Raw genomic sequence first — 22476 nt, 5'->3', positions numbered from 1 at the left:
CCAGCATGGACCGGCGGAGCCCTGCGGAATCCGCGCCGGAGACCGCGACGCGGGTGCGCATCGTGCTCGTCGACGACCACGCGATCGTCCGGCACGGCCTGCGCTCGGTGCTCGAGCGGGAGGGCGACCTGGAGGTGGTGGGCGAGGCCGCGACGGCCGCCGAGGCGCTGACCGTCGTCGAGAGCGCCGAGCCGCACATCGTGCTGCTCGACCTCAAGCTCTCCACCGGCGACAACACCGAGGGGCTGCGGCTGTGCGGGCAGCTCACCGAGCGGTACCCGGAGCTGGGCGTGCTGGTGCTGACCACGTTCCTCGACGGCGGGCTGGTGGTCGACGCGATCCACCGCGGCGCCCGCGGTTACGTGGTCAAGGACGTCGACACCACCGAGCTGGTGCGCTCGATCCGCGCGGTGGCGCGCCGGGAGAGCTCGTTCGACTCGCGCTCGGCGGCGGCGATGGTGCAGTCGATGAACGCGCCCAGCGCCGAACCCGGGCTCACCGAGCGCGAGCTCAACGTGCTGCGCCAGCTGGCGCACGGGTTGAGCAACCGGGAGATCGGCGGCGAGCTGTTCATCTCGGAGACCACCGTGAAGTTCCACGTCCGCAACATCATGCGCAAGCTCGGCGCGGCCAGCCGGGCCGAGGCGGTCTACGAGGCCAGCAAGCTGCGCCTCATCTAGGCGCGGCGCGAATCCGGGAGAAGCCCGCGGCGCCTAGTTCGTGCGGTCCGCCCAGCCCTCGGGCAGGTCGGCCGGGGCCACCGAGATGACGTCCTCGTCGTTCTCGCCGACGTGCTCGAACAGGGTGATCCTGGCGAACTCCGGGACCACGTAGATCGGGTAGGTCGGGCCGGCGTCGCGGTAGGCGCGCATCTCGTCGAGGTGGTCGTTCTGGTGCAGCACGGTGCGCTCGCCGTGGGTGCGGATCCAGTCCGGGAAGAAGATCACGCCGTGCAGCAGGCGCTCGGCGGGGATCACGTTGACCGCCACCGAGGTGCCGGTCGGCTCGGTCCAGGAGACCTTGTAGACGCCCTCGGTCAGCCGCACCAGGTCGACCTCCTGGTCCTTGACCCAGCGCCCGCCGACGTGGCCGGTGTGGATCCGGTAGTCGATCGTGCGCTCGTTCTTGACGTACATCTCGTACTGCCAGCCGTTGGCGTAGGTGTAGATGAACCGGTGGCCGACCAGCCCGGAGAGGTCCTGCGCGGGAACGGGTTCGGAAGGGGTGGTCGGCGTGGCCATGGCGATCAGTCCTCGTCGGGTCGGGTCGTTCCTTGCATATTCAAGTTTGCCACAAAATTATTTTGAGGCAAAAATGAATCGGCTATGATGTGAGTCATGGACACCGCGGCCGAGCTCAGCCGACTGCTCGGACCCCTGCGCCGATCCGTGCTGCGGGCCACGCGCGGGGCCGAAGGTCTGCCCGATCTGCCCGAGGCGCAGATCGAACTGCTGCGCACCCTCGCCACCGCCGGCCCGCTCGGCCCCGGCGAGGCCGCCCGCCGGATGGGCGTGGCGAACTCGACGGTCAGCAACCTGGTCAGGGCGATGGGAACGGCGGACCTGGTCCGCCGCGAGCGCTCCCCGGAGGACTTCCGCGCGGTGCGCCTCGCCCCGACGGAAACCGCCCTGGACTTCCTCGACCGCTACGACCGCACCAGCACCGCGGCGCTGGCCGAGGCCATCGCCCGCCTACCACCCGACGAGCGCGAGGCCCTGGCGGCCGCCATCCCGGTGCTGGCACACCTGGCAGAAGACCTCGACGGCCGCCGGAGCCAGGTTCTGCGCTGCTCCGCTCGGCGTTGCGAGCAGCCGAACCTCAGCGGGCGTTCCTGAAAAGCCCTAGCGGGAGCGAACTCCCCCGCGCGACGCCCCGCGCGGACGTGGCGAGCGGCGACGGGTGATCAGCGCCCGGTGCGGATCTCCAGCCAGCCGCCGTGGTGTTCGGTGACCCGGTGGGGGAGGCCGGTGCGGGCGCCGAGGTCGGCGAGGTCGTGCGAGGTGAAGGTGCGGACGTGGCCGAAGGCCGAGGTCGGCTCGTCCTCGAAGGGGACCGCGATGAGCACCCGGTCGCGGGCCAGGCGCAGGGCCTCGGCCACGACCGCTTCGCCGCGCGCCGGCTCCAGGTGCTCCAGCAGGTGCATCGCGGTGACCGTGTCGACGGCGTCGTCGGGCAGCGGCACCTGCGCGGCGTCGCAGACCAGGGTCCGCATCCGGTGGCCGCGCGCGCCCGCGACGGTCTCCAGCAGGCGCATGCTGCCCGGGGCCAGGTCCGAGGCGATGATCTCGTACCGGCCCCGCTCGGCGAACAGCAGCGGCAGGAACCCGAAGCACGAGCCCAGGTCGAGCACCCGGCCGGGCGGGGCGAGCCGCATAGCCCGCCGGTAGACCGGGGCGAAGTCGGCGATCGAGGAGTGCGGGGCGCCGTCGGCCGGGCGCGCCCAGCACTCCCGGATGCGTTCGAGGGTGTTGTCGTAGAACAGCGTCCACGCGCGCAGCGGGTCGTCGAGCACCGACTGCACCACCCCGGTGAAGACCCGTTCGAATACCTCGATCCCGCTGAGCCAGCCCGGCGCGAACAGCTCGTCGGCGAGCAGGCCGGACAGGTTGTTGTCCAGCTGCTCCGGCGCCAGCCAGTGGGTGACCTCCACCCGGTGGTCGCGCCGGTGCAGGCAGAAGTTGCGGGTGCGGGTGGCGCGCCCGGTGCAGGTGGTGCCGTGCCGGGCCACCGAAACCGGCTGGTCCGGGCCGTCCGGGGACAGCGGGTCGATGTGCCGCGCCGCGCGCTCGGCCGCGCTCACCGCCCGGTCACCCCGGTCGCGATGGTCTCGGCCGCCCGCGCCAGCCCGGACAGGTCGCGCACCACCCGCACCCGGTCGCAGTGCTCGGCGTAGTCGGGCAGGTCGCAGCGGCCGAGCCGCCAGGAGTACCTGGGTTCGGGCGTCAGCCAGATGGTTTCCCGCGCGCGCCTGGCGATCTCGCCGAACGCCTCCACGTTCGGGTCGTTGCCGTTCCCGCGCCCGTCGCCGAGGACCAGCACCGTGGTGCGGCGGTTGAGCGCGTTGCCGTAGGCGTCGAGGAACCCGGCGAAGGTCGTGCCGTAATCGGAGTTGCCGTCCACGTCGAGGACGCCGCCCTGCGGCAGGCCGTCGAAGACCAGCCCCAGCGCCCGCTCCAGCGGGTGCTCGGCGAACAGCTCGGTGATCTCCACCGGGTCGTCGACGAACGCGAAGGTGCGCACCTGCGCGAACAGCGCCTGCAACCCGTGCACCAGGTGCAGGGTGAACCGCGCGGTCGAGCGCACCGACAGCGACACGTCCGCCAGCACCACCAGCCGCGGCTTGTCCTCGGCGCGGCGCACCGTCACCGGCCGGAAGGGCACCCCGTCGTAGCGCATGTTGCGGCGCATCGTGCGCGCCGGGTGCACCCGTCCGCGCGGGGTGTTGCGCCGCCTGCTGGTCGGCGCGCCCCGCAGGCTGTGCACGATCCTGCGCAGCGATTCCTCCAGCTGCTGGCGCTCGGCCTCGTCGACGCGGTCCAGCCTGCCCGAGGTGACCTCGCGGGTCTCCTTGGCGGTGCTCTCCAGCTCGGCGAGCTTGGCCAGGTGCTGCTGGAGCAGTTCCGGCAGGTTCTCCAGGAAGCCCACCGGTCGCCCGCCCGCGACCTCCTCGCCGGCGTCGTCCTCGTCGGCCAGCCAGTCCAGCAGGGTGCGCTCCTCGGCGATGCTCAGCCGGGTGTCGATGCGCGTGCCGGTGTGCTCGGCCAGCGAGCCGGGGCTGCCCGCGTTGTGCAGGTGCTCGGTCTCCACCTGCACCGAGGGCACCGCGTTCGCGCCAGCGCTGTTCTCCTTGGAGAACACCATCTCCTCGGTCATCGACGCCAGGTCGACCTTGTTGCTCTCCTGGTGCAGGTTGTACTGCTGCGCGAGGTCCTCGGGGTCGAAGTAGTCCCGGATGTCCACCGGCTCGTCGTGGTTGTGCCCCTTCTGCGGGGTCTCGGCGGGTTCCTCGGACACCGTCATCGACTGCAGCTCCCCGGTGTCGGAGAGGTCGTCGTGCTCGTGGCCGTGCCCGTGCCGGTCGTCCTCGGCGACCACCGGGCGCAGGGCGAAGAACGCGTCGTAGACCTCGTCGAAGATCTCCTCGTCCCGGCGGTCCTTGACCATCGCGACCTTGAGCGCGGCGCGCAGCGACTCGCGGTCGTCGAGCATCCCGGGCTGGGCGGCGCAGCGCATCGCGTCGGTGGCCTCGGACACCGAGATGCGCATGCCGAACAGGCGAAGCAACCGGACGAACCGGTGCAGGGCGGATTCCATGCCGGCCTCCCGCGGCGGACTACGAGCGGCGCCGGGTCGCGGCGCCGAACGAGCGGTGTCCCTGCCCGCCGGTGCGCTGCGGCGGCGTGCTCGGGCCGGAGCCGGGGGAGCCGTAGTAGCCCTCGTCGTGCCTGCCCGGCCGGTCCTTGGCCGCTCGCACCTCGCGCCCGTCGTCGTGCTCGTGCTCGTGGTCGTGGGAGTGCCCGTGACCGTGGCCGTGCCCGTGGCCCCGGGAGGGCAGCTGCTCGGGGACCACGCGGTTCGGGTCGTCGAGCTCGCCGATCACGCTCATCGCCTGCTGCAGGTCCCGCTCGTACTTGACCACCACGTTGACCGTGTCCGACAGCACCGCGGCGTTGAGCTCGTCGGCACCCAGCACCGCCAGCGTGCGCGCCCAGTCGATGGTCTCCGAGATGCTCGGGGCCTTGCGCAGCTTGAGCTCGCGCAGCTGCCGCACGACGCCCACCAGCTGGTCGGCCAGGTTCTCCGGCAGGCCGGTGCGCTTGGAGCGCACGATCTCCAGCTCTCGCTCGTGGTCCGGGTAGTCCAGGAACAGGTGCAGGCAGCGCCGCTTGAGCGCCGCCGAGAGGTCCCGGGTGTTGTTGGAGGTCAGCACGACGTACGGCGCGGTGGAGGCGGTGTAGGTGCCGATCTCGGGCACCGAGACCTGGAACTCGGCCAGGCACTCCAGCAGCACCGCCTCCAGCGCCTCGTCGGCGCGGTCGACCTCGTCGACCAGCAGCACCGCGGGCTCCTCGCCGCGGATGGCCTCCAGCAGCGGGCGGGCGGCCAAGAACCGGTCGGAGAAGAACACGCTGTCCTGCGCGCTGATCCGGTCGATCGCCGAGGTCAGGTCCGGGGCGTCGGCGATGATCTCGCTGATCTTGTCCCGCAGCATCTGGGTGTAGAGCAGCTGCTTGCCGTAGTCCCACTCGTAGAGCGCCTTGCTCTCGTCCTGGCCCTCGTAGCACTGCAGCCGCAGCAGCTTCCGACCGGTGACCGCCGCCAGCGTGGTGGCCAGCTCGGTCTTGCCCACCCCCGCCGGGCCTTCCAGCAGCAGCGGTTTGTCCAACCTGGACTGCAAGTAGACGGTGGTGGCCAGCCGGTTGTCGGTGATGTAGCCGTGCTCGGCGAAACCGCTGCTGACCTCCTCCACCGAACCGAAGGGCTTCTCGCCGGGCTGGGGGTTGTCGATGTCCTCGGGCACTGCGCACCTCCACCGATGCCGTTGCGGGAGTGGGAAGCCGTGGCGCCGCGGTGGACCGGTTGCGCGACGCCACGGCCGTTCGGAGGATCAGCTGGTCAGATCGTCGAGATCACCGGTCATGCAGTGCTCCACGACCGGCCGGACGGTGTCGAAGGTGCACTCCTTGGCGTTGCCGGGGGTGCAGGCGTCGCCCAGGACGTGGTTGGTGATCCGGTCGACGTCGGCGGCGTCGCCGGAGATCGTCTTGGCGCGCTGGTAGAACTCGGTCGGGCCCTGCCCCAGCCGGTTCTTCGAGTAGCTGTCCGGGCCGACGTCGACGAAGCGCTCCGGGATGCCCACGTCGCGCAGCAGCCGGATCGCGGCGTCCAGCGCGGCGTCGGCGGCCTGCACGTCGGTCATGCCGTGGGTGTCGACGCCCATCGCTTCGGCCATGTCGGCGAAGCGCTTGTAGGCCACCGGCATGTTGAAGGCCCACACGCGCGGCAGCGCGATCGCGTTGTTCAGCCCGTGGTGGGTGTCGTAGAAGGCGCTCACCGCGTGCGAGATCGAGTGGATGATGCCCAGGCCACCGGAGTTGAACGCCTGCGCGGCGATGTACTGCGCGTACATCATGCCCTCGCGGCCGGCCAGGTCCTGGCCGTTCCACACCGCCTGCCGGAGGTTCTGCGCGGTCAGCTTGACCGCGTGCAGCGCGTTGCCCAGCGACGGCTGGAAGTTCAGCCGCGAGACGTAGGGCTCGGAGGCGTGCGCGAGCACGTCGAAACCGCACTGCGCGGTGTAGTCGACCGGGCAGTCGTAGTACAGCACCGGGTCGTCGATGGCCAGCGTGGTCACCGAGTTGTCGTCGAAGGCGACGTACTTGTGCGGGTTGTCCGGGTCGGTGGTGGTGTCGGTGATGACGTAGGCCCAGGAGGTCTCCGAGCCGGTGCCCGCCGTGGTCGACACGGCGATGTGCGGCGGGTTCTTCGGGTTCTCCGACTTGTTGAAGCCCTCGAACTCGTTGACGTTGCGGCCGTCGTGGGCCACCGCGATGCGCGCGCCCTTGCACGCGTCGTGCGAGGAGCCGCCGCCGATCGACACGAACGAGTCGCAGGCGTTGTCCTGGTACATCGTCACGGCGTCCATGACGTTGTAGTCCTTGGGGTTGGACTCGACCTGGTCGTAGACGACCACTTCCAGGCCGTGGTAGCGCATCGACTCCACGATCTTGTGCACGATGTCGGTACCGCGCAGGCCCGAGGTCATCACCAGCGTCTTGGTGAAGCCGAGGTTCAGGGCCTCCGGCCCGATCATCTCGTGCGCACCCGGCCCCATCAGGGCGCGGGGGAACGGGTGGAACTCCTTGATGGGGAACGGCTTGAGCAGCTCGTCGACCTGCATGGGGCTGTCCTTTCCACGCGCGGCGTTGCACGTCGGTCTCCGCCGGTGCGCCGGTGGCGCCGGCTGTCGACCCGGTCGGCCGAAACGTACGGCGGCGCACCCACCTGCGAGAACAGCTGCGAACCAAGACCGACTCATCCGGCAGCCGGTTCGAGACGATCGGGGAGGGGCCGACCTGACCGATCGGACGGGTCGGTTGCCACGCCCGTTCGAACGGACAGGTCGGGTGGGCCTGGTCGCAGGGCTTCGGTCGGGCGCGGCGGGGCCTAGCGTGTGAGCCTCTGTCCGCAAGACCCGGGCGCCGCGCGCTCGCCCCTCCCGAGCCGCCACGGGCCCCGAGAAGACGAACGGAGAACCGCCAATGTCGCAGTGGTTCGAAACGGTCGCCGAGGCGCACCGCCGCGCCCGCAAGCGCCTGCCCAAGTCCGTCTACAAGGCGCTGGTGGCCGGCAGCGAGCGCGGCACCACCTTGCAGGACAACATCGCCGCCTTCGGCGAGATCGGCTTCGCCCCGCACATCGCGAACCTGCCCGCCGAGCGGGACCAGCGCACCGAGGTCATGGGCCAGGAGGTGGCCTCACCGGTGCTGATCTCCCCGACCGGGGTGCAGGCCGTGCACCCCGAGGGCGAGGTCGCGGTCGCGCGGGCCGCCGCCGAGGCCGGGGTGGCGATGGGTCTGTCGTCGTTCGCCAGCCGCTCGATCGAGGACGTCGTCGAGGTCAACGAGCAGACCTTCTTCCAGCTCTACTGGGTGGGAGACCGCGAACGGGTGCTGGCCCGCGCCGAGCGCGCCAAGAAGGCCGGGGCCAAGGGCCTGATCCTCACCCTCGACTGGTGCTTCGCGCACGGGCGCGACTGGGGCAGCCCGCCGATCCCGGAGAAGATGGACCTGCGCACCAAGCTCGGCTTCGCCCCGCAGGGCCTGCTGCGCCCGCGATGGCTCTACGGCTTCCTCCGGCACGGCCTGCCGGACCTGACCACCCCCAACATGGTCCCGCCCGGCGAGCAGCCGCCCACGTTCTTCGGCGCCTACGGCGAGTGGATGTTCACCCCGCCGCCCACCTGGGAGGACCTGGCCTGGCTGCGGGAGCGCTGGGACGGGCCGATGGCGATCAAGGGCATCACCCGCCCGGACGACGCGCGCCGCGCGGTGGAGGTCGGTGCCGACGCCATCTCGGTGTCCAACCACGGCGGCAACAACCTCGACTCCACACCGGCCGCGATCCGGCTGCTGCCCGCGATCGCCGAGGCCGTGGGAGACGACGTCGAGATCCTGCTCGACGGCGGCGTCCGCCGCGGCAGCGACGTGGTCAAGGCGCTCGCGCTGGGCGCCAAGGCAGTGCTCATCGGCCGCGCCTACCTCTGGGGCCTGGCGGCCGAGGGACAGGCCGGGGTCCGCAACGTGCTCGACATCCTGCACAGCGGCATCGACTCCGGGCTGCTGGCCCTGGGCAGGTCATCGGTCCACGACCTCCGCCCGGAGGACGTCATCGTCCCCGAGGGCTTCACCCGCGCAGCCGGCTGAGCGCCTGCGCGCACCGGAGTCCCCCGCGCATCGGCGCGGGGGACTCCCGCGCGAGCGCGCCCTACCGCTGCAGCGTCTCCGAGGGGGAGAGACCGTACTTGGCTCGGTAGGCGGCCGCGAAGCGCCCGGTGTTGGTGAAACCCCACCGCGCGGCCACCTCGGCCACGGTGGCGGCCTCGGCGGCCAGCAGGTCCTCGTGGGCGCGCGCCAGCCGCAGGTCCCGCAGGCACGCCGAGGGCGTGGCGCCCACGTACTCCCGGAAGCCCTCCTGCAACCGCCGCACGCTCACCCCGGCGATCCCGGCCATCTCGGCAGCCGTCCACGGGTGCGCCGGGTCGGCCTGGATCCGGTCGAGCACGCGGCTGACGATGCGCGGCCGCGCGGGCGCGGCGAACTCTCGCTCCGGGTGCATGGCCAGCACGAACCCCGTCATGATCGTGCTGGACAGCTGCGCGGTGAGCACCTCGCTGCCCAGCAGCGCGCTGATGCCCTGCAGGTCGGCCGACAGGGTGCGCACGAAGTGCAGCCAGCCGCGCGTGGCCGCGCTGCTCCCGTCGATCCGGCTGGGCAGGTCGAGCCCACCGGCGACCGGGGTGGCCAGCACCCGCTCGGCGGTGCGCTCCAGGCTCGCCCGGTCGAACTTCACCCCGACCACGGTGCACTCGGCCGACCAGCGGGTGATCGGGGTGGTGCGGTTCGGCCGGAAGATGGTGCCGGTTCCCTCGCCGGAGACCACCGCGTCCCGGCCGTGCCGGGACTCCAGGCTGCCCGCCAGCGGCATGTTGACCTCGTAGGCGTCCGGGTAGGCGCAGTCGATGGCCACCTCGGCGCCCCAGCCGATCCGGCCCACCGTGACCGGGCCGAGGTCGACGGTGTGCATCGCCAGGTCGAGCCGTTCGGCCGGGGCCAGCCTGCGCAGCTCGTGCGGGAAGTAGGCGCCGGTGACCTCCCGGATCGCCTCGCCCCAGTCGCGCGTGGTCGCCCGGCGGACGACGTTCGCCGACGTTCCGTTAGCCATGTCGCCTCCTCGTCGAGCCGGCGGCCTGCGGAGCTCTCGGTTGGCAAGGATTAAACCCCGCGCGCACCCGTTGGTTAAGCGCTGCTGCGCCCGCGGTGGCGAATTCGTCGCGCAATTCGTCCCGCCGCCGCGCTCGGAGGCTCGACGCCGAACCGCTCGCCCTGGTGTCGTCCCAGGTGACAGCGGCGAACGGCGATCCCGGAACCGCCGCGGGGTTTCTCGAGACGAACGAACGACCCGGTTTATCAATTCCGCCCGATCGAGAAGTCGTGCAATTCATCCCGCGCCGCCGCGCGCCGGAAAACCCGTGGAGGAGACCTGCGATGACCACTACGACGCCGAGCTGGATCGCCGACGTGACCATGGAGGAGCTGGAGCGCGATCCCTACCCGTTCTACGAGCGGCTGCGCGCCGAGGCGCCCCTGGCCTACGTCCCGGCCCTGGGCTGCTGGGTGGCTTCGACCAAGGAGATGTGCCGCCGCATCGCCGGGTCCGACGACAGCGACTTCGAGGGCGTCATCGCCCCGGCCGGGCGCCGCACCTTCGGCGACCCGGCGGTGCTGGACGCCAACGGCGCCGCGCACGACGACCTGCGCGCGATGGTCGACCCTGGTCTGCAGCCCAGCGAGGTGGACCGCTACGTCGACGGGCTGGCCCGACCGATCGCCCGCCGCTACCTCGCCGAGTTCGAGAACGACGGCGAGGCCGACCTGGTCTCGCAGTACTGCGAGCCGGTCAGCGTGCGCAGCCTCGGCGACCTGATGGGGTTGCAGTCGGTGAGCTCGGACAAGCTGCGCGCGTGGTTCCGCAAGCTCAGCGCGTCGTTCACCAACGCCGGGGTGGACGAGAACGGCGACTGGGCCAACCCGGAGGGCTTCACCCCCGGCGACGAGGCGAAGGCCGAGATCCGCGCCGTGGTGGACCCGCTGCTGGACAGGTGGACCGAGCAGCCCGACGACAGCGCCCTGTCGCACTGGCTGCACGACGGCATGCCCCCGGGGCAGGTGCGCGACCGCGAGGTGATCTACCCGAACGTGTTCGTCTTCCTGCTCGGCGCCATGCAGGAGCCCGGGCACGCGATGGCCTCCACCATCGCCGGCCTGTTCACCCGGCCCGATCAGCTCGAGCGCGTCATCGACGAGCCGTCGTTGGTGCGCAGGGCGATCACCGAGGGGGTGCGCTGGACCTCGCCGATCTGGTCGGCGGTCGCGCGGCGCAACCACGAGGACATGACCATCGACGGCATCCACCTGCCGGCCGGTTCGGTGGTGATGATGAGCTACGGCAGCGCCAACCACGACGAGGGCGACTACCCCTCGCCGGCGGCCTACGACCTGGACCGCACCCCGGTGCCCAACCTCGCCTTCGGCGCGGGCAAGCACGCCTGCGCGGGCACCTACTTCGCCACCGAGGTGGTGCGCATCGCGCTGGAGGAGCTCTTCGAGGCCATCCCCAACCTGGAGCCCGACACCGCTCACGAGGTCGACTTCTGGGGCTGGGGCTTCCGCGGTCCGCTGGAACTGCACGCCAAGTGGGAGGTGTGATGACCGCGCACGAAGTCCGCATCGCCGCGCTGGACCGCGTCGCGGAGTGCCCGGCCGACGGGTCGATCCTGGAGGCCTGCCTGCGCGAGGGCATCTGGCTGCCGCACTCGTGCACCCAGGGGACCTGCGGCAGCTGCAAGATGAAGGTCGTCGAGGGCGAGGTCGACCACCGGGATTCCTCGGAGTACACCCTCACCCCCGAGGAGCGCGCCGCCGGGATCGCCCTGGGTTGCCAGGCCGCGCCGCGTTCCCCGCTGGTGCTCGAGCCCCTCGAGCAGGTCGACCCCGACGACGGCGTGCCCCGGCACCCGCTGCGCGATCACCGGGGCAGGGTGGTGGTGCTCGACGACATCGCCCGCGACATCCGCAGGCTGGTGGTCGAGCTCGACGAGCCGATGGCGTTCAACCCGGGCCAGTGCGCCGAGATCCTGGTTCCGGGCTCGGGCGCGGCCCGGCAGTACTCGATGGCCAACCCGCCCTCGGAGACCCGGCGCCTGGAGTTCCACGTCCGCCGCGCGCCCGGCGGTGTCGCCACCGACGGCTGGATCTTCCGGGACCTGCGCGTCGGCAGCACCATCGAGCTCAAGGGGCCGCTGGGCGACTTCGGAATGCCCGTGGCGCAGGAGGAACCCGCCATCCTCGTCGCGGGCGGGACGGGCCTGGCCCCGCTGAAGTCGATCGCAGTGCACGCGCTCGCCCACGACCTGGCCCCGCAGCTGCACCTCTACCACGGAGGGCGCACCGAGCAGGACCTCTACGACGTGGAGCTCTTCCGCGAGCTGGAGCGCGAGCACGCCAACTTCAGCTACCACCCCTGCCTGTCGGAGCAGGACTGGACCGGTGCCACCGGCCTGGTCACCGATGCGGTGCTCGCGGACTTCCCGTCCTGCCGGGGCTTGAGCGCCTACCTCTGCGGCCCGCCCGCGATGATCGAAGCCGGGGTCAAGGCCCTCAAGCGCCGCCGGATGGCACCCCGCAAGATCCACCGCGAGGAGTTCCTCGACACCTCCCACACGGCCGCGGTATGAGCAGTTCGGCCGGAAACCTCACTCCCAGAGGGGGTGAGGTTTCCGGCCGAACTGCGCGCGGCCGCACCGCCCGCCTCACGCGGGCTAACGCGACAACCGCGCGAACTCGTCGGGACCGCGCACGACCCCCGGCTTTCGACGCGCAGGCGCGGATCCATCGCGGGTTGCGACTCAGATGCGCCGCGGCCCACGCAGTTTGGCCGGAAACCTCACCCCTCGAGGGGCGAGGTTTCCGGCCAAACTGCGTAGGACCATCGGGGCGGGGTCAGGTCAGGGCGAGGGCTGCGCTGATGGCGGCGGCGATGAGGAAGGCGGCGCCGCCCATGAACGTCTCCATCAGGGTCCAGCTCTTGAGCGTGCCCTTGATGTCGAGGTCCATGTAGCGGTTGAACAGCCAGAAGCCCGAGTCGTTGACGTGCGAGAGGACCGTGCCGCCCGCGGCGACCGCGACGACCACCAGCGCGATCTCGGGTTGGGACAGGCTCATCTGCTCGATCAGCGGGGCCACGATCGGGGCCGTGGTCACGATGGCCACCGTCTTGGAGCCCAGCGCCACGCGCAGCGCGGTGGCGATCAGGAACGCCAGCACCACCACCGGCAGCGAGGTGCCCGCCAGCAGGTCGGCCAGCGCTTCACCGGCACCGCTGTGCTCCAGCACCGCGCCGAACACCCCGCCCGCGCCGGTCACCAGCAGCACCAGGGCCACCGGGCCCAGCGAGGCCGAAGCGGCCTTCTCGATGCGCTCCATGCTGAACCCGCCGCGCAGGCCGAGCACCCAGAACGACAGCAGGGTGGCCACCGTCAGCGCGATCACCGGGGCGCCGATGAACTGCAGGGCTTCGCGCAGCGCCCCTGCGGGGACGACGAGCTCGGCGAAGGTGTTGAGCATGATCAGCAGCACCGGCAGCACGATCACCGACACCGTCACGCCCAGCGAGGGAGGCGCCTGGGTGGTCACCCCTGCGCCCTCGCCCGCGCCGGTGCGCTCCCCGGACCGCCTCTCGGCCTCGCCGACGAGCTGGGTGGGCACCGGGGTGCCCATCCGATCGCCGATGCGGGTGCCGAAGAGGTAGGCGCCGACGAACCACGCGGGCAGGCCGCAGATCACGCCCATGATCGCCACCCAGCCGAAGCTGGCACCCAGCAGGCCCGCGGCGGCCACCGGGCCGGGGTGCGGCGGCAGCACCGCGTGCATGATCGCCAGACCGCCGACGGCGGGCAGCGCGATGCTGATCACCGAACGGCCCGACCGCTGCGCGATCGAGTAGATCAGCGGCAGCATGATGATGAACCCGACGTCGAAGAACACCGGGATGCCGAAGATCAGCGCCGTGATGCCCACGGCGAGCGGGGCGCGCTTCTCCCCGACGGCCGTCAGCATCCGCTCGGAGAGCACTTCGGCGGCACCGGACTCCTGGATCAACCTGCCGAGCATGGCGCCGAGCGCGACGACGATGGCGATCTCGCCCATCGTCTCGCCCATGCCGTCCTCGAGCAGGCCGGGGATGTCCGCCGGGCTGATGCCGGCCGCCACCGCGACAGCGACGCTGACCACGAGCAGCGCGACGAAGGCGTGCAGCTTCGCCTTGATCACCAGCAACAGCAGCAGCGCGATGCCGCCCGCCACGAGCAGCAGCAGCGCCCACGGCGGCAGGTTCCACGCCATCGCCGGTGCGTCGTCGGCCGCTAACGGCGTCGCGGTCAACACGTCCATCGATCTGGTAGGCATCGTTGCCTCCTGTTCGGGGTGCACAGGGCCGGGCGGACGGGGTCGATCCCGTTCGCCTGTCGCGATTTTCGCGGCCGGGTTCCGGTGCGGCCGCGGGTCTTTCGATCGGAGCTAGGGGCTGTTTGGGAATGCGGCGGAGCCGCTGTTCCAGGTGTGGGACTCAGCCCGCACCGCCGCAGGTTCTCCAGCGGCTTCGTGGTGATACGGAGCCGCTGGAGGTTCTGCCACCCGCACCGCCAAGCAAAGCAATCCCTGAACGATCTCCAGGTCAGTCGCGCACCAGCGCGGGGCGTTTCGGGTCGAAGGTCCAGCCGGGAACGAGGTACTGCATGCCCACCGCGTCGTCGCGGGCGCCGAGCCCCTGCTCCAGGTAGAGCTGGTGCGCGGCCTGCACCCGCTCCTCGTCGAGCTCGACGCCCAGGCCCGGCGCGTCGGGCACCGCGAGCAGCCCGTCGCGGATGCGCAGCGGATCGGTGGAGAGCCGCTGGCCGTCCTGCCAGATCCAGTGCGTGTCGATCGCGGTGATCTCGCCCGGCGCCGCGGCGGCGACGTGGGTGAACATGGCCAGCGAGACGTCGAAGTGGTTGTTGGAGTGCGACCCCCAGGTCAGGCCCCAGTCGTGGCAGAACTGGGCGACCCGCACCGAGCCGCTCATCGTCCAGAAGTGCGGATCGGCCAGGGGGATGTCCACCGCGCCGGCGCGCACCGCGTGCCCGAGCTGGCGCCAGTCGGTGGCGATCATGTTGGTCGCGGTCGGAAGACCGGTGGCGCGGCGGAACTCCGCCATGGTCTCCCGGCCCGAGTAGCCGGCCTCGGCGCCGCACGGGTCCTCGGCGTAGGCCAGCACGTCGCGCAGGTCGCGCCCGATCTCGATGGCCTCCGACAGCCCCCACGCCCCGTTGGGGTCGAGGGTGATGCGCGCGTCCGGGAAGCGCTCGGCCAGCGCGGTCACCGCCGCGGCCTCCTCTGCGCCGCGCAGCACGCCGCCCTTGAGCTTGAAGTCGCGGAAGCCGTAGCGCTCGCGGGCCGCCTCGGCCAGCCGCACCACGGCCTCCGGGGTCAGCGCCTCCTCGTGCCGCAACCGCTGCCAGTCGTCGCCTCCCGGCTCGCCGCGGTAGGGGAGGTCGGTCTTGCCGCGGTCCCCGACGAAGAACAGGTAGCCCAGGACCGGCACCTGCTCGCGCTGCTGGCCGTCGCCGAGCAGTTCGGCCACCGGCACGCCCAGGTGCTTGCCCAGCAGGTCCAGCATCGCCGATTCGATCGCGGTCACCGCGTGCACGGTGACGCGCAGGTCGAAGGTCTGCGCACCGCGGCCACCGCGGTCGCGCTCGGCGAAGCGCGCGTGCACCTCGCGGAGCACCGACCGCAACCGCGGCACGGGCTCGCCGACCACCAGGTCGGCGGCCTCCGCCAAGGTGCTGCGGATCGGTTCCCCGCCGGGGACCTCGCCGACGCCGGTGCGGCCCTCGGAATCGGTGAGCACCACCAGGTTCCGGGTGAAGAACGGCGCGTGCGCGCCGCTGAGGTTGAGCAGCATGCCGTCGTGCCCGGCGACGGGGATCACGCGCATGTCCGAGATCACGGGAGTCATGGTCGTTCCTTCGCGTTCAGTGCCTGTCCGGTCGGCCGTCGACGCGGCGCAGCAGTCCGTCCGGATTTCCCTCGGCCACCGAGCTCGGCAGCAGGTCGACGGGCACGTCCTGGTAGGCGACCGGGCGCAGGAAGCGCTCGACGGCCAGCGTTCCCACCGAGGTCGTGCGGGTGTCCGAAGTGGCCGGGAACGGTCCACCGTGGACCATGGCGTGGCCGACCTCGACGCCGGTCGGCCAGCCGTCGAACAGCACCCGCCCGGACTTGAGCTCCAGGACCTCCAGCAGCGCACCGGCCTCGGCGCGGTCGTCCCCGGCTGCGTGCACGGTGGTGGTCAGCTGACCCTCCAGCGCCTCGGCGACCGCGCGGACCTGCGCGGCGTCGCGGCAGCGCACCACGATCGAGCAGGCCCCGAACACCTCCTGGCGCAGCGCTTCGTCGGCGACGTAGTCCTCGGCGTCTGTGGCCAGCAGCGCGGGCCGGCAGGCCACCGGGAGCTCGGTCTCCGGCCCCCTGGCCAGCACCTGCACCGAGGGGTGCTCGCCGAGGTCCCGCAACCCGGCCGCGTAGGCCTCGGCGATGCCGGGGGTGAGCATGGTGGCGGCCTCGCTGCCGCCGACCAGCTCGGCGGCGAGCTCCAGGAACCTCCGCAGCTCCGGCCCGTCGACGGCCACGACCACGCCCGGGTTGGTGCAGAACTGCCCGGCCCCGCTGGTCAGCGAGCCGACGAAGCCGCGGGCGATCTCCTCGCCCCGCTCGGCCAGCGCACCGGGCAGCAGGAAGACCGGGTTGGTGCTGCTCATCTCCGCGTACACGGGGATCGGTGTCGGCCGGGATCGCGCGGCGGCCACCAGCGCGAGACCGCCCGGGCGCGAACCGGTGAACCCGACCGCCTTGATCCGCTCGTCGGTGACCAGCCGGACGCCGAGGCCCGGTCCGGAGCCGAACAGCAGCGAGAACGTCCCCGCGGGCAGCCCCGACGCGGCGACGGCGTCGGTGATCGCCCGCGCCACCAGCTCCGAGGTGCCCGGATGCGCGTCGTGGCCCTTGACCACCACGGGACAGCCGGCGGCCAGCGCGGAGGCGGTGTCGCCGCCGGCGACCGAGAAGGCCAGCGGGAAGTTGCTGGCGCCGAAGACCGCCACGGGTCCCAGCGGCACCCAGCGCTGCCGGATGTCGGCGCGCGGCGGGGTGCGCTCGGGCACGGCCGGGTCGACGCGCGGGACTTCGAGGTCGCCGCGGCGCAGCAGCTCGGCGAACATCCGCAGCTGCCCGGTGGTCCGGCCGCGCTCGCCGTGGAGGCGCGCGAGCGGCAGCCCGGTCTCGGCGTGCGCGCGCTCGACCAGCGCCTCGCCGAGGCCCTCGATGTTGTCGGCGATGCGCTCCAGGAACGCCGCGCGGTCGGCCAGCGGGGTGCGCCGGTATCCGCCGAAGGCCTCGGCGGCCGCGGCGCAGGCGCGCTCGACGTGGGAGTCGTCGCCGTGGCCGAAGGCCGGTTCGAGCGGGGATCCGCTGCTCGGGTCGATCGCGCGGATCCGCTCGCCGGTCCCGGTGACCGGGCCGCCCGCGATCATCATGCTTCCGGTCGGCTCGGTCACCGGGGCACCTTCTCGATCAGCTCGGTCAGCAGTTCCTGCTCGGTCTCGTCCAGGTCGGTCAGCGGTGCGCGGACCGGTCCGGCCGGGCGGCCGATCGCGCGCATGCCGGCCTTGACGATGCTCACCGCGTAGCCGTTGGCGCGGTTGCGGATGTCGCAGTAGGGCAGCACGAAGTCGTTGAGGTAGCGGTAGACCGCGGCGCGATCCCTGCGGCGCACCGCGTCGTAGAAGCGCAGCGCGAACTCGGGCACGAAGTTGTACATCGCCGAGGAGTAGGTCGTCACGCCCATCTCGAGGTAGGGCAGGGCGAAGGTCTCGGCGGTCGGCAGCCCGCCGACGTAGGTCAGCCGGTCGCCCACCCGCGCGTAGATGCGGGTCATCCGCTCGATGTCGCCCACGCCGTCCTTGAACCCGATCAGGTTCGGGCAGTCCTCGGCCAGCCGCGCCACCGTCTCGTCGGAGTAGACCGCGTTGGCCCGGCTGTAGACGATCACGCCCAGGTCGGTGGCCTCGCAGACCGCGCGCACGTGGGCGCGCAGGCCCTCCTGGGTGGCCGCGGTCAGGTACGGCGGGAGCAGCAGCAGCGCGTCGGCCCCGGAACGCTCGGCCGAGCGCGCCAGCTCGACGGCGGTGGAGGTGCCGCAGCCGGCCGGTGCGATCACCGGGACGTCGCGGACCTCCTGCACGGCCGCGGTCACCACCTGCTCCACCTCGGCGGTGGTCAGCGAGAAGAACTCGCCGGTGCCGCCCGCGGCGAACAGCCCGGCCGCGCCGAACTGCCCGAGCCAGCCGAGGTTGTCGCGGTAGGCGGGCTCGTCGAAGCTCAGGTCGTCGCGGAAGTGCGTCACCGGGAACGACAGCAGGCCACCGGCGAGCCGTTCGGCGACCTCGGGTGGCGTGAAGCGGGACATCGTCATCCTCCAGATCGGGTCTGCGGTCGCAGGAGACGTTAAGGTCGGTCATCAATGCACGTCCAACTCCAATACCGCATCCACTGATACCCGAACGGCATCGATGTTCACGATCAACCAGCTGACCGGATTCGTCGCGGTCGCCGAAGAAGGGCACTTCGGCCGCGCCGCGCGTCGGCTCAACCTCACCCAACCGCCGCTGAGCAGGCAGATCCAGCAGCTGGAGCGCGAGCTCGGGGTGGAGCTCATCGACCGCACCAGCCGTGCCATCCGGCTCACCCCTGCCGGGCGGGCGTTCCTGCAGGACGCCCGGAGGCTGCTGCACGACGCCGACCAGGCCGCGCGGTCGGTGCGCCGGGTGACCGGCGGCCGCTCCGGGGTGCTGCGGCTGGGTTTCACCGCGACCTCGGCCTACGGCGTGCTCGGCGGGCTGCTGAGCACCGCCCGCGAGCAGCTGCCGCACGTGGAGGTCGTGCTGCACGAGCTGGTCACCCGCGACCAGCTGGAGCGGCTGGCGGCCGACGCGCTGGACCTGGGGCTGGTGCGCCCGCCGGTTCCGCCGGGCATGGCATCGCGGCGGCTGCGCGCCGAGCCGCTGCTGGCGGCGGTGCCCGCCGGTCATCCGCTGGCCGCGGTGGACGAGCTGGAGCTCTCGGATTTCCACCGCGCCGAGGTGGTGGGGTACTCGCCGTTCGAGGCCCGCTACTTCTACGACCTGCTGGCGGCGACCTTCCACGAGGCGGGCGTGCGCCCCACCTACGTGCAGCACGCCGACCAGGTGCACACGGTCCTGGCCCTGGTGGACGCGGGCTTGGGCATCGCCCTGGTCCCGGCCACCGCGTCCCGCCTGCACGTCGAGGGCGTCGTGCTCCGCCCGGTCCGCCTGCCCGTCCCGCGTCCGGTGGAGCTCCACCTCGCCTGGCGCGAGACCAACAACAACCCGGCCCTGCACACCTTCCTGGACCTGATCCCCACCCCCGACGAACTCCGTGACCCGCACCGCGCCGGCGACGAAGTTCGAGGCAGTTCCGCCGGTTGAAAGCCCTTGGATTCAGCGGGTGGAATTCGAGGGTTTTCGAACGTCTCACCGATCGGTGTACGTCGGGGTGCGTAGGTGCGGGGTCGTGCGCGGGCCGACGTCGGCGGGGTCGCGGGGTGGAAGGCTCGGATCGGTCAGGACGGGTCGGTGTTCGCGGGGGTGAGCCGGGTGCGCGGTGTGGCGGCGTTGATCGGTGCGGATCTGGTCGCGGCGTACCGGGGCGGATCGCGGGTCGAGCGCGCGTGCTACCTGCTGGCGGCTGCGCTCGTGGCCAGCGGTGTTGCCCACCTCGGGGTGCTGCTGGCCGCGGGAGGGCAGTGGGTCGGGCCGTTGTCCTGGCGCAAGCCGATGACCTTCGGGCTCTCGTTCGGGCTGACCCTGGCCACGATGACCTGGGTGCTGTCGTTCCTGCCGATGCGTCCGCGCTTGCGGGCCGGACTGCTCGCTGCCTTCGGCGCCGCGTGCGCCGTCGAGGTCGCGGGCATCACCGCCCAGGCCTGGCGCCGGGTGCCCTCGCACTTCACCCCGCCGGACCGGTTCACCGGCCCGGACGTGCTGGCCGCCGCGGCGGCGGCCGCCGGTGCGGTGGTGATCGTCGCGGTGGTCGTGGTCGCCGCCGTGCGCGCGCTGCGCCGCGGGGACGAGGTCGATCCGGTCATGCGCCTGGCCCTGCGGGTCGGGTTCCTGTCGCTGCTGCTGGCCATGGCGATCGGCGTGCTGATGCTGGTCGGCGGCCAGGTGCTCACCCGCACCCAGGGCGAGGTGGCCGCGGCTTTCGCGTTCACCGCGACGCTCAAGCCCGGCCACGCCGCCACCATGCACGGCGTGCTGGTGCTGCCCGCGATCGCCTGGCTGCTGCGCTTCACCGACGGCGGCGAGCGGTTCCGGCTGCGCGTGGTGCGCCTGGCGTGCGGCGGCTACGCGGCCTTCGCCGCGATCGTGGTCGCCGAGACCCTGGCCGGCATCGACCCGCTCGGGGCGGCCCCGCTGCTCGCGCGCGTGCTGCCCGCGGTGGGAGCGCTGGCGCTGGTCGCCGCGGGCGCCACGACCCTGCTGGCCCTGCGGCGCACCGACGTCACTCGAATCCCATTCCGCGACGGCCGGTCTCGTTCAGCTGCTCGAAGCTGAACCGGCCCTCCCAGTCCCGCTCGTAGTGCTCGGGCGGGAAGTCCGCCGGGCTGGACCCGCTGCGGAACGCCTCCCGCACGCTGGCCGCGTAGGCCTCGTTGCGCGGGCACCACGGCGCGGCGGGGATGTACATGACGTTGCCCCAGCCGCGCTGGTCGGCGACCGGTGCGACGCCGTGGACCAGGTCGCAGTGCCACCACACCGAGTCCCCGGCGCGCACGTCCGGGATCCCGGTCAGCCCGTCGAGCAGTTCGGAGTGCCACTCGGGGTCGGCCGGGAAGACCTGGTCGGTGCTGACCCCGCACATCTCGTCCTCGGGCACGTCGCGCAGCAGCGGGCGCAGCATCTGGTAGGCCATCGCCTCCGGGATCGGCACGGTGCGCAGCGCGCCCTGGTCGTGGTCGATGTCCGACAGCGCCGTCCAGCCCTGGAAGGTGCGGAACGCCGAGCACATCGTCGAACCTGGGTACTGCGCGCCCGACGTGCGGTGCGCGGCGTCCCAGGGGTCGTAGTCCTCGACGGCGCCGTCGAACAGGTGCCGGAAGGCGCGCTGGTAGCCCGCGGTCATCCACAGGTCCAGCGTTCCCGCGTCGCAGTGCGGGCCCAGCCCGGCCGAGTCGGCGCCTTCGGGCCGGCGGCGGACCCGGTCCGGGTACAGCGCGTCGCGGCCGGGGTCGAACCAGCGCACCCCGTTGGAGGAGTGCCGCCAGAAGGAGTTCAGGAACGCCTGGACGCGGGCCATCCGGGCGCTCTGCCGCGCCTGCATCTGCGGCGGCGACCAGTAGATCGGGTAGATCTCGGGTTGGGAACCGACGCTGCCGAAGAAGTCGTCGGCCGGGCCCCGGTAGGCCTCGAAGAACCCGTTGCGCTCGACGTAGTCCACGATGCGGGTGTCCCACAGCAGCGCTTGCGAGCGCTCGAAGTGCCCGCGCACCACCAGGCAACCCCGGCGTCGAACCGCCTCCACCTGTTCGGCGCCGACGGTCCCGGCGGCGATGTCCGAGTATTCGATTACCGGCCACACCGGCTGGCCCAGCTCGCGCATCCGCTCGATCTCGGTCACCCGGGCGCGGATCCGGTCCTCGACGACGGCGAAGACCTCCTCGACGCTCCGCCCGGAGTCCTCGATGCGGGCGCGCAAGGCGGTTTTGATCTCCCGGATCGCTCCGGGGAGGTCTGGCGGTGGGGTCTCCCAGTGGGGCAGGGCGGGCAGCCCTTGGCGCGTTGCGGTCACCGTCGACCTCCTTTCAGCAGGACTCCTTACTAAAGGATGTCCTGCTGAACCTAGCTTCAACCGGGTGTTTGGGCAACACTCCTGACTAAACTGAGCCGGGTGTCGACCGCCAAGCCCTCGCTGGAACTGCTGCGCACGATGACCGACGAGCACGTGCTGCGCGCGATCATGGCCGGCGGGCGGATGACCCGCACCGAGATCGCCGCGCGCACGGGCATTTCCAAGCCCACCATCTCCGACAGCGTGCGCAGGCTCGCCGCGGCCGGATTGCTCGCCGACACCGGCGAGCGCACCACCGGACGCGGTCGCGCGGGCTCCTACTACTCGCTGGTCCCGGACGCCGGTGCGGCGCTGGTGGCCGAGATCGGACCGAACGGCGTGCTGGCCGAGGCCGTGGACGCATTCGGCGGGATCGCGGCGAGCGCCCGCGCGGAGCTGGGCCGCGCACCGGGGGCGGAGCAGGCGGCAGCGGCGCTGCGCCGGGTGGCCGAGCAGCTCAGCGGCTCGGCGCGGCTGCGCTGCGCGGTGGTGAGCGCGGCCGATCCGGTGGACCGGGCCAGCGGAGCCCTGGTGCGGTTGCCCGACGAGCCCTTCCTGGTCGGCGACCTCGACCCGGTGGCGGTGCTGCGGAGCTGCGTGTCCGGCGAGGTGCTGGTGGACAACGACGTGAACTGGGCCTCCTGCGCCGAGCGCGACCGCGGCGCGGCGCGCGAGGTGGACGACTTCGCCTACTTGCACCTCGGCGAGGGCCTGGGCGCTGCGGTCGTGACCGACGGGGAGGTCCGGCGCGGGCACCGCGGCCTGGTCGGCGAGATCGCGCACCTGATCACCACCGGCCCGTCGGGCACCGCGATCCCGTTCATCGAGTTCTTCGGCGAGACCGGGCTGCGCCAACCCGGCACCACCGCGATCGACGTCGCCGCGCTGCGCGAGCGCTACCGGCCCGGCCCGGACCAGGTGCTCGACGACCTGGCGCGGGCGGTCGGCGGCGTGGTCTCGGCGATGGTCGCCCTGGTCGATCCGCAACTGGTCGTGCTGGGCGGGAGCTGGGGGCGGGACGCCGAGGTGCTCGACGCGCTGCGCCGCCACCCCGCGCCCCGGACGGCGGAGTTCGCGGTGGCCGAGGTCGAATCCCCCGAGCTCACCGGTGCTCGCGCCCGCGCCGTCGAGCGCCTGCGCGAGCTGATCATCCGCGCGGCCTAGCGGCGGGCGCAACCGCGCGCACCAGGAC

General features: G+C 72.2%; 19 protein-coding genes. 8 read left to right on the top strand and 11 right to left on the bottom strand.

Going from position 1 to position 22476, the window contains the following annotated elements; translation table 11 throughout:
* The first annotated feature begins 5 nt into the window (after positions 1-5).
* On the top strand, positions 6-680 hold the full coding sequence (locus ACFQRI_RS19155) for a MadR family response regulator transcription factor (protein WP_380670707.1): 675 nt from the start codon (positions 6-8) through the stop codon (positions 678-680).
* A 33-nt stretch (positions 681-713) separates the two neighbouring features.
* Here the strand turns inward: ACFQRI_RS19155 and ACFQRI_RS19150 are convergent, their stop codons facing one another.
* Positions 714-1241, bottom strand: coding sequence for a phenolic acid decarboxylase (locus ACFQRI_RS19150; protein ID WP_380670507.1), 528 nt, complete (start codon positions 1239-1241; stop codon positions 714-716).
* Positions 1242-1337: 96 nt separating this feature from the next.
* Between ACFQRI_RS19150 and ACFQRI_RS19145 the strand changes: the two genes are divergently transcribed.
* A complete protein-coding gene (locus ACFQRI_RS19145) occupies positions 1338-1835 on the top strand; it encodes a MarR family winged helix-turn-helix transcriptional regulator (RefSeq protein ID WP_380670505.1) in 498 nt (165 codons plus the stop codon).
* A gap of 68 nt (positions 1836-1903) precedes the next feature.
* Here ACFQRI_RS19145 and mftM read toward each other — a convergent pair whose 3' ends face one another.
* The 4 genes from mftM to mdo all read right to left on the bottom strand — a co-directional run bounded on the left by mftM (position 1904) and on the right by mdo (position 6901).
* On the bottom strand, positions 1904-2800 hold the full coding sequence (gene mftM / locus ACFQRI_RS19140) for a mycofactocin oligosaccharide methyltransferase MftM (RefSeq protein WP_380670503.1): 897 nt from the start codon (positions 2798-2800) through the stop codon (positions 1904-1906).
* Positions 2797-4314, bottom strand: a complete 1518-nt coding sequence (locus ACFQRI_RS19135) for a VWA domain-containing protein (RefSeq protein ID WP_380670501.1) — start codon at positions 4312-4314, stop codon at positions 2797-2799. Before ACFQRI_RS19135 ends, mftM begins: the two co-directional genes overlap by 4 nt.
* 19 nt (positions 4315-4333) lie before the next feature.
* Positions 4334-5521, bottom strand: coding sequence for an AAA family ATPase (locus tag ACFQRI_RS19130; RefSeq protein ID WP_380670499.1), 1188 nt, complete (start codon positions 5519-5521; stop codon positions 4334-4336).
* 87 nt (positions 5522-5608) lie between these two features.
* Complete coding sequence (mdo, locus tag ACFQRI_RS19125; protein WP_380670497.1) at positions 5609-6901, bottom strand: NDMA-dependent methanol dehydrogenase; 1293 nt, start codon at positions 6899-6901, stop codon at positions 5609-5611.
* Positions 6902-7262: 361 nt separating this feature from the next.
* Here mdo and mftD point away from each other — a divergent pair, with 361 nt between their 5' ends.
* A complete protein-coding gene (gene mftD / locus ACFQRI_RS19120) occupies positions 7263-8426 on the top strand; it encodes a pre-mycofactocin synthase MftD (protein ID WP_380670495.1) in 1164 nt (387 codons plus the stop codon).
* Between the two features lie 61 nt (positions 8427-8487).
* On the opposite strand, the gene ACFQRI_RS19115 is transcribed toward mftD, so the two are convergent.
* Positions 8488-9444: an AraC family transcriptional regulator gene (locus tag ACFQRI_RS19115; RefSeq protein WP_380670493.1), complete on the bottom strand. Its 957-nt coding sequence runs from the start codon at positions 9442-9444 to the stop codon at positions 8488-8490.
* 323 nt (positions 9445-9767) lie between these two features.
* Here ACFQRI_RS19115 and ACFQRI_RS19110 point away from each other — a divergent pair, with 323 nt between their 5' ends.
* Both ACFQRI_RS19110 and ACFQRI_RS19105 read left to right on the top strand, forming a co-directional pair.
* Complete coding sequence (locus ACFQRI_RS19110; RefSeq protein ID WP_380670491.1) at positions 9768-10988, top strand: cytochrome P450; 1221 nt, start codon at positions 9768-9770, stop codon at positions 10986-10988.
* Positions 10988-12016 (top strand): NADH:ubiquinone reductase (Na(+)-transporting) subunit F, encoded by a 1029-nt coding sequence (locus tag ACFQRI_RS19105; RefSeq protein ID WP_380670489.1) that lies wholly within the window; start codon positions 10988-10990, stop codon positions 12014-12016. The genes ACFQRI_RS19110 and ACFQRI_RS19105 overlap by 1 nt, the downstream gene beginning before the upstream one ends.
* A gap of 265 nt (positions 12017-12281) precedes the next feature.
* Here ACFQRI_RS19105 and ACFQRI_RS19100 read toward each other — a convergent pair whose 3' ends face one another.
* The 4 genes from ACFQRI_RS19100 to kdgD form a co-directional block, all read right to left on the bottom strand.
* Positions 12282-13745, bottom strand: a complete 1464-nt coding sequence (locus ACFQRI_RS19100; protein ID WP_380670487.1) for a GntP family permease — start codon at positions 13743-13745, stop codon at positions 12282-12284.
* A gap of 268 nt (positions 13746-14013) precedes the next feature.
* Positions 14014-15336, bottom strand: coding sequence for a glucarate dehydratase (gene gudD / locus ACFQRI_RS19095; RefSeq protein WP_380670485.1), 1323 nt, complete (start codon positions 15334-15336; stop codon positions 14014-14016).
* Between the two features lie 16 nt (positions 15337-15352).
* The gene (locus tag ACFQRI_RS19090; RefSeq protein WP_380670483.1) at positions 15353-16933 is read right to left on the bottom strand and encodes an aldehyde dehydrogenase (NADP(+)); all 1581 of its coding nucleotides are present in this window, start codon (positions 16931-16933) and stop codon (positions 15353-15355) included.
* Positions 16930-17844, bottom strand: a complete 915-nt coding sequence (kdgD, locus tag ACFQRI_RS19085; protein ID WP_380670481.1) for a 5-dehydro-4-deoxyglucarate dehydratase — start codon at positions 17842-17844, stop codon at positions 16930-16932. Before kdgD ends, ACFQRI_RS19090 begins: the two co-directional genes overlap by 4 nt.
* A gap of 103 nt (positions 17845-17947) precedes the next feature.
* On the opposite strand from kdgD, the gene ACFQRI_RS19080 reads away from it, so the two are divergent.
* Complete coding sequence (locus ACFQRI_RS19080) at positions 17948-18883, top strand: LysR family transcriptional regulator (protein ID WP_380670479.1); 936 nt, start codon at positions 17948-17950, stop codon at positions 18881-18883.
* A gap of 75 nt (positions 18884-18958) precedes the next feature.
* The gene (locus ACFQRI_RS19075) at positions 18959-20011 is read left to right on the top strand and encodes a hypothetical protein (protein WP_380670477.1); all 1053 of its coding nucleotides are present in this window, start codon (positions 18959-18961) and stop codon (positions 20009-20011) included.
* Here ACFQRI_RS19075 and ACFQRI_RS19070 read toward each other — a convergent pair.
* The gene (locus ACFQRI_RS19070; RefSeq protein WP_380670475.1) at positions 19959-21245 is read right to left on the bottom strand and encodes a YbiU family protein; all 1287 of its coding nucleotides are present in this window, start codon (positions 21243-21245) and stop codon (positions 19959-19961) included. The two genes, ACFQRI_RS19075 and ACFQRI_RS19070, sit on opposite strands and share 53 nt — an antisense overlap.
* A gap of 99 nt (positions 21246-21344) precedes the next feature.
* Between ACFQRI_RS19070 and ACFQRI_RS19065 the strand changes: the two genes are divergently transcribed.
* The gene (locus ACFQRI_RS19065) at positions 21345-22448 is read left to right on the top strand and encodes an ROK family transcriptional regulator (RefSeq protein WP_380670473.1); all 1104 of its coding nucleotides are present in this window, start codon (positions 21345-21347) and stop codon (positions 22446-22448) included.
* The last annotated feature ends 28 nt before the right edge of the window (positions 22449-22476 follow it).

Origin of the sequence: Saccharopolyspora griseoalba (assembly GCF_042665275.1) — a bacterium.
Taxonomy (GTDB): Bacteria; Actinomycetota; Actinomycetes; order Mycobacteriales; family Pseudonocardiaceae; genus Saccharopolyspora; species Saccharopolyspora griseoalba.
Note: the sequence above shows the minus strand (reverse complement) of the source record. Positions and strands in the feature narration are given on the sequence as shown.

What these genes read in the sequence shown, in the direction of transcription:
- kdgD (WP_380670481.1), bottom strand. Translation starts at nt 17,844, where the DNA reads ATGTCCCGCTTCACGCCACCCGAGGTCGCCGAACGGCTCGCCGGTGGC.
- mftD (WP_380670495.1), top strand. Translation starts at nt 7,263, where the DNA reads ATGTCGCAGTGGTTCGAAACGGTCGCCGAGGCGCACCGCCGCGCCCGC.
- ACFQRI_RS19110 (WP_380670491.1), top strand. Translation starts at nt 9,768, where the DNA reads ATGACCACTACGACGCCGAGCTGGATCGCCGACGTGACCATGGAGGAG.
- gudD (WP_380670485.1), bottom strand. Translation starts at nt 15,336, where the DNA reads ATGACTCCCGTGATCTCGGACATGCGCGTGATCCCCGTCGCCGGGCAC.
- mdo (WP_380670497.1), bottom strand. Translation starts at nt 6,901, where the DNA reads ATGCAGGTCGACGAGCTGCTCAAGCCGTTCCCCATCAAGGAGTTCCAC.
- ACFQRI_RS19145 (WP_380670505.1), top strand. Translation starts at nt 1,338, where the DNA reads ATGGACACCGCGGCCGAGCTCAGCCGACTGCTCGGACCCCTGCGCCGA.
- ACFQRI_RS19135 (WP_380670501.1), bottom strand. Translation starts at nt 4,314, where the DNA reads ATGGAATCCGCCCTGCACCGGTTCGTCCGGTTGCTTCGCCTGTTCGGC.
- ACFQRI_RS19115 (WP_380670493.1), bottom strand. Translation starts at nt 9,444, where the DNA reads ATGGCTAACGGAACGTCGGCGAACGTCGTCCGCCGGGCGACCACGCGC.
- ACFQRI_RS19100 (WP_380670487.1), bottom strand. Translation starts at nt 13,745, where the DNA reads ATGCCTACCAGATCGATGGACGTGTTGACCGCGACGCCGTTAGCGGCC.
- ACFQRI_RS19080 (WP_380670479.1), top strand. Translation starts at nt 17,948, where the DNA reads ATGTTCACGATCAACCAGCTGACCGGATTCGTCGCGGTCGCCGAAGAA.
- ACFQRI_RS19150 (WP_380670507.1), bottom strand. Translation starts at nt 1,241, where the DNA reads ATGGCCACGCCGACCACCCCTTCCGAACCCGTTCCCGCGCAGGACCTC.
- ACFQRI_RS19105 (WP_380670489.1), top strand. Translation starts at nt 10,988, where the DNA reads ATGACCGCGCACGAAGTCCGCATCGCCGCGCTGGACCGCGTCGCGGAG.
- ACFQRI_RS19155 (WP_380670707.1), top strand. Translation starts at nt 6, where the DNA reads ATGGACCGGCGGAGCCCTGCGGAATCCGCGCCGGAGACCGCGACGCGG.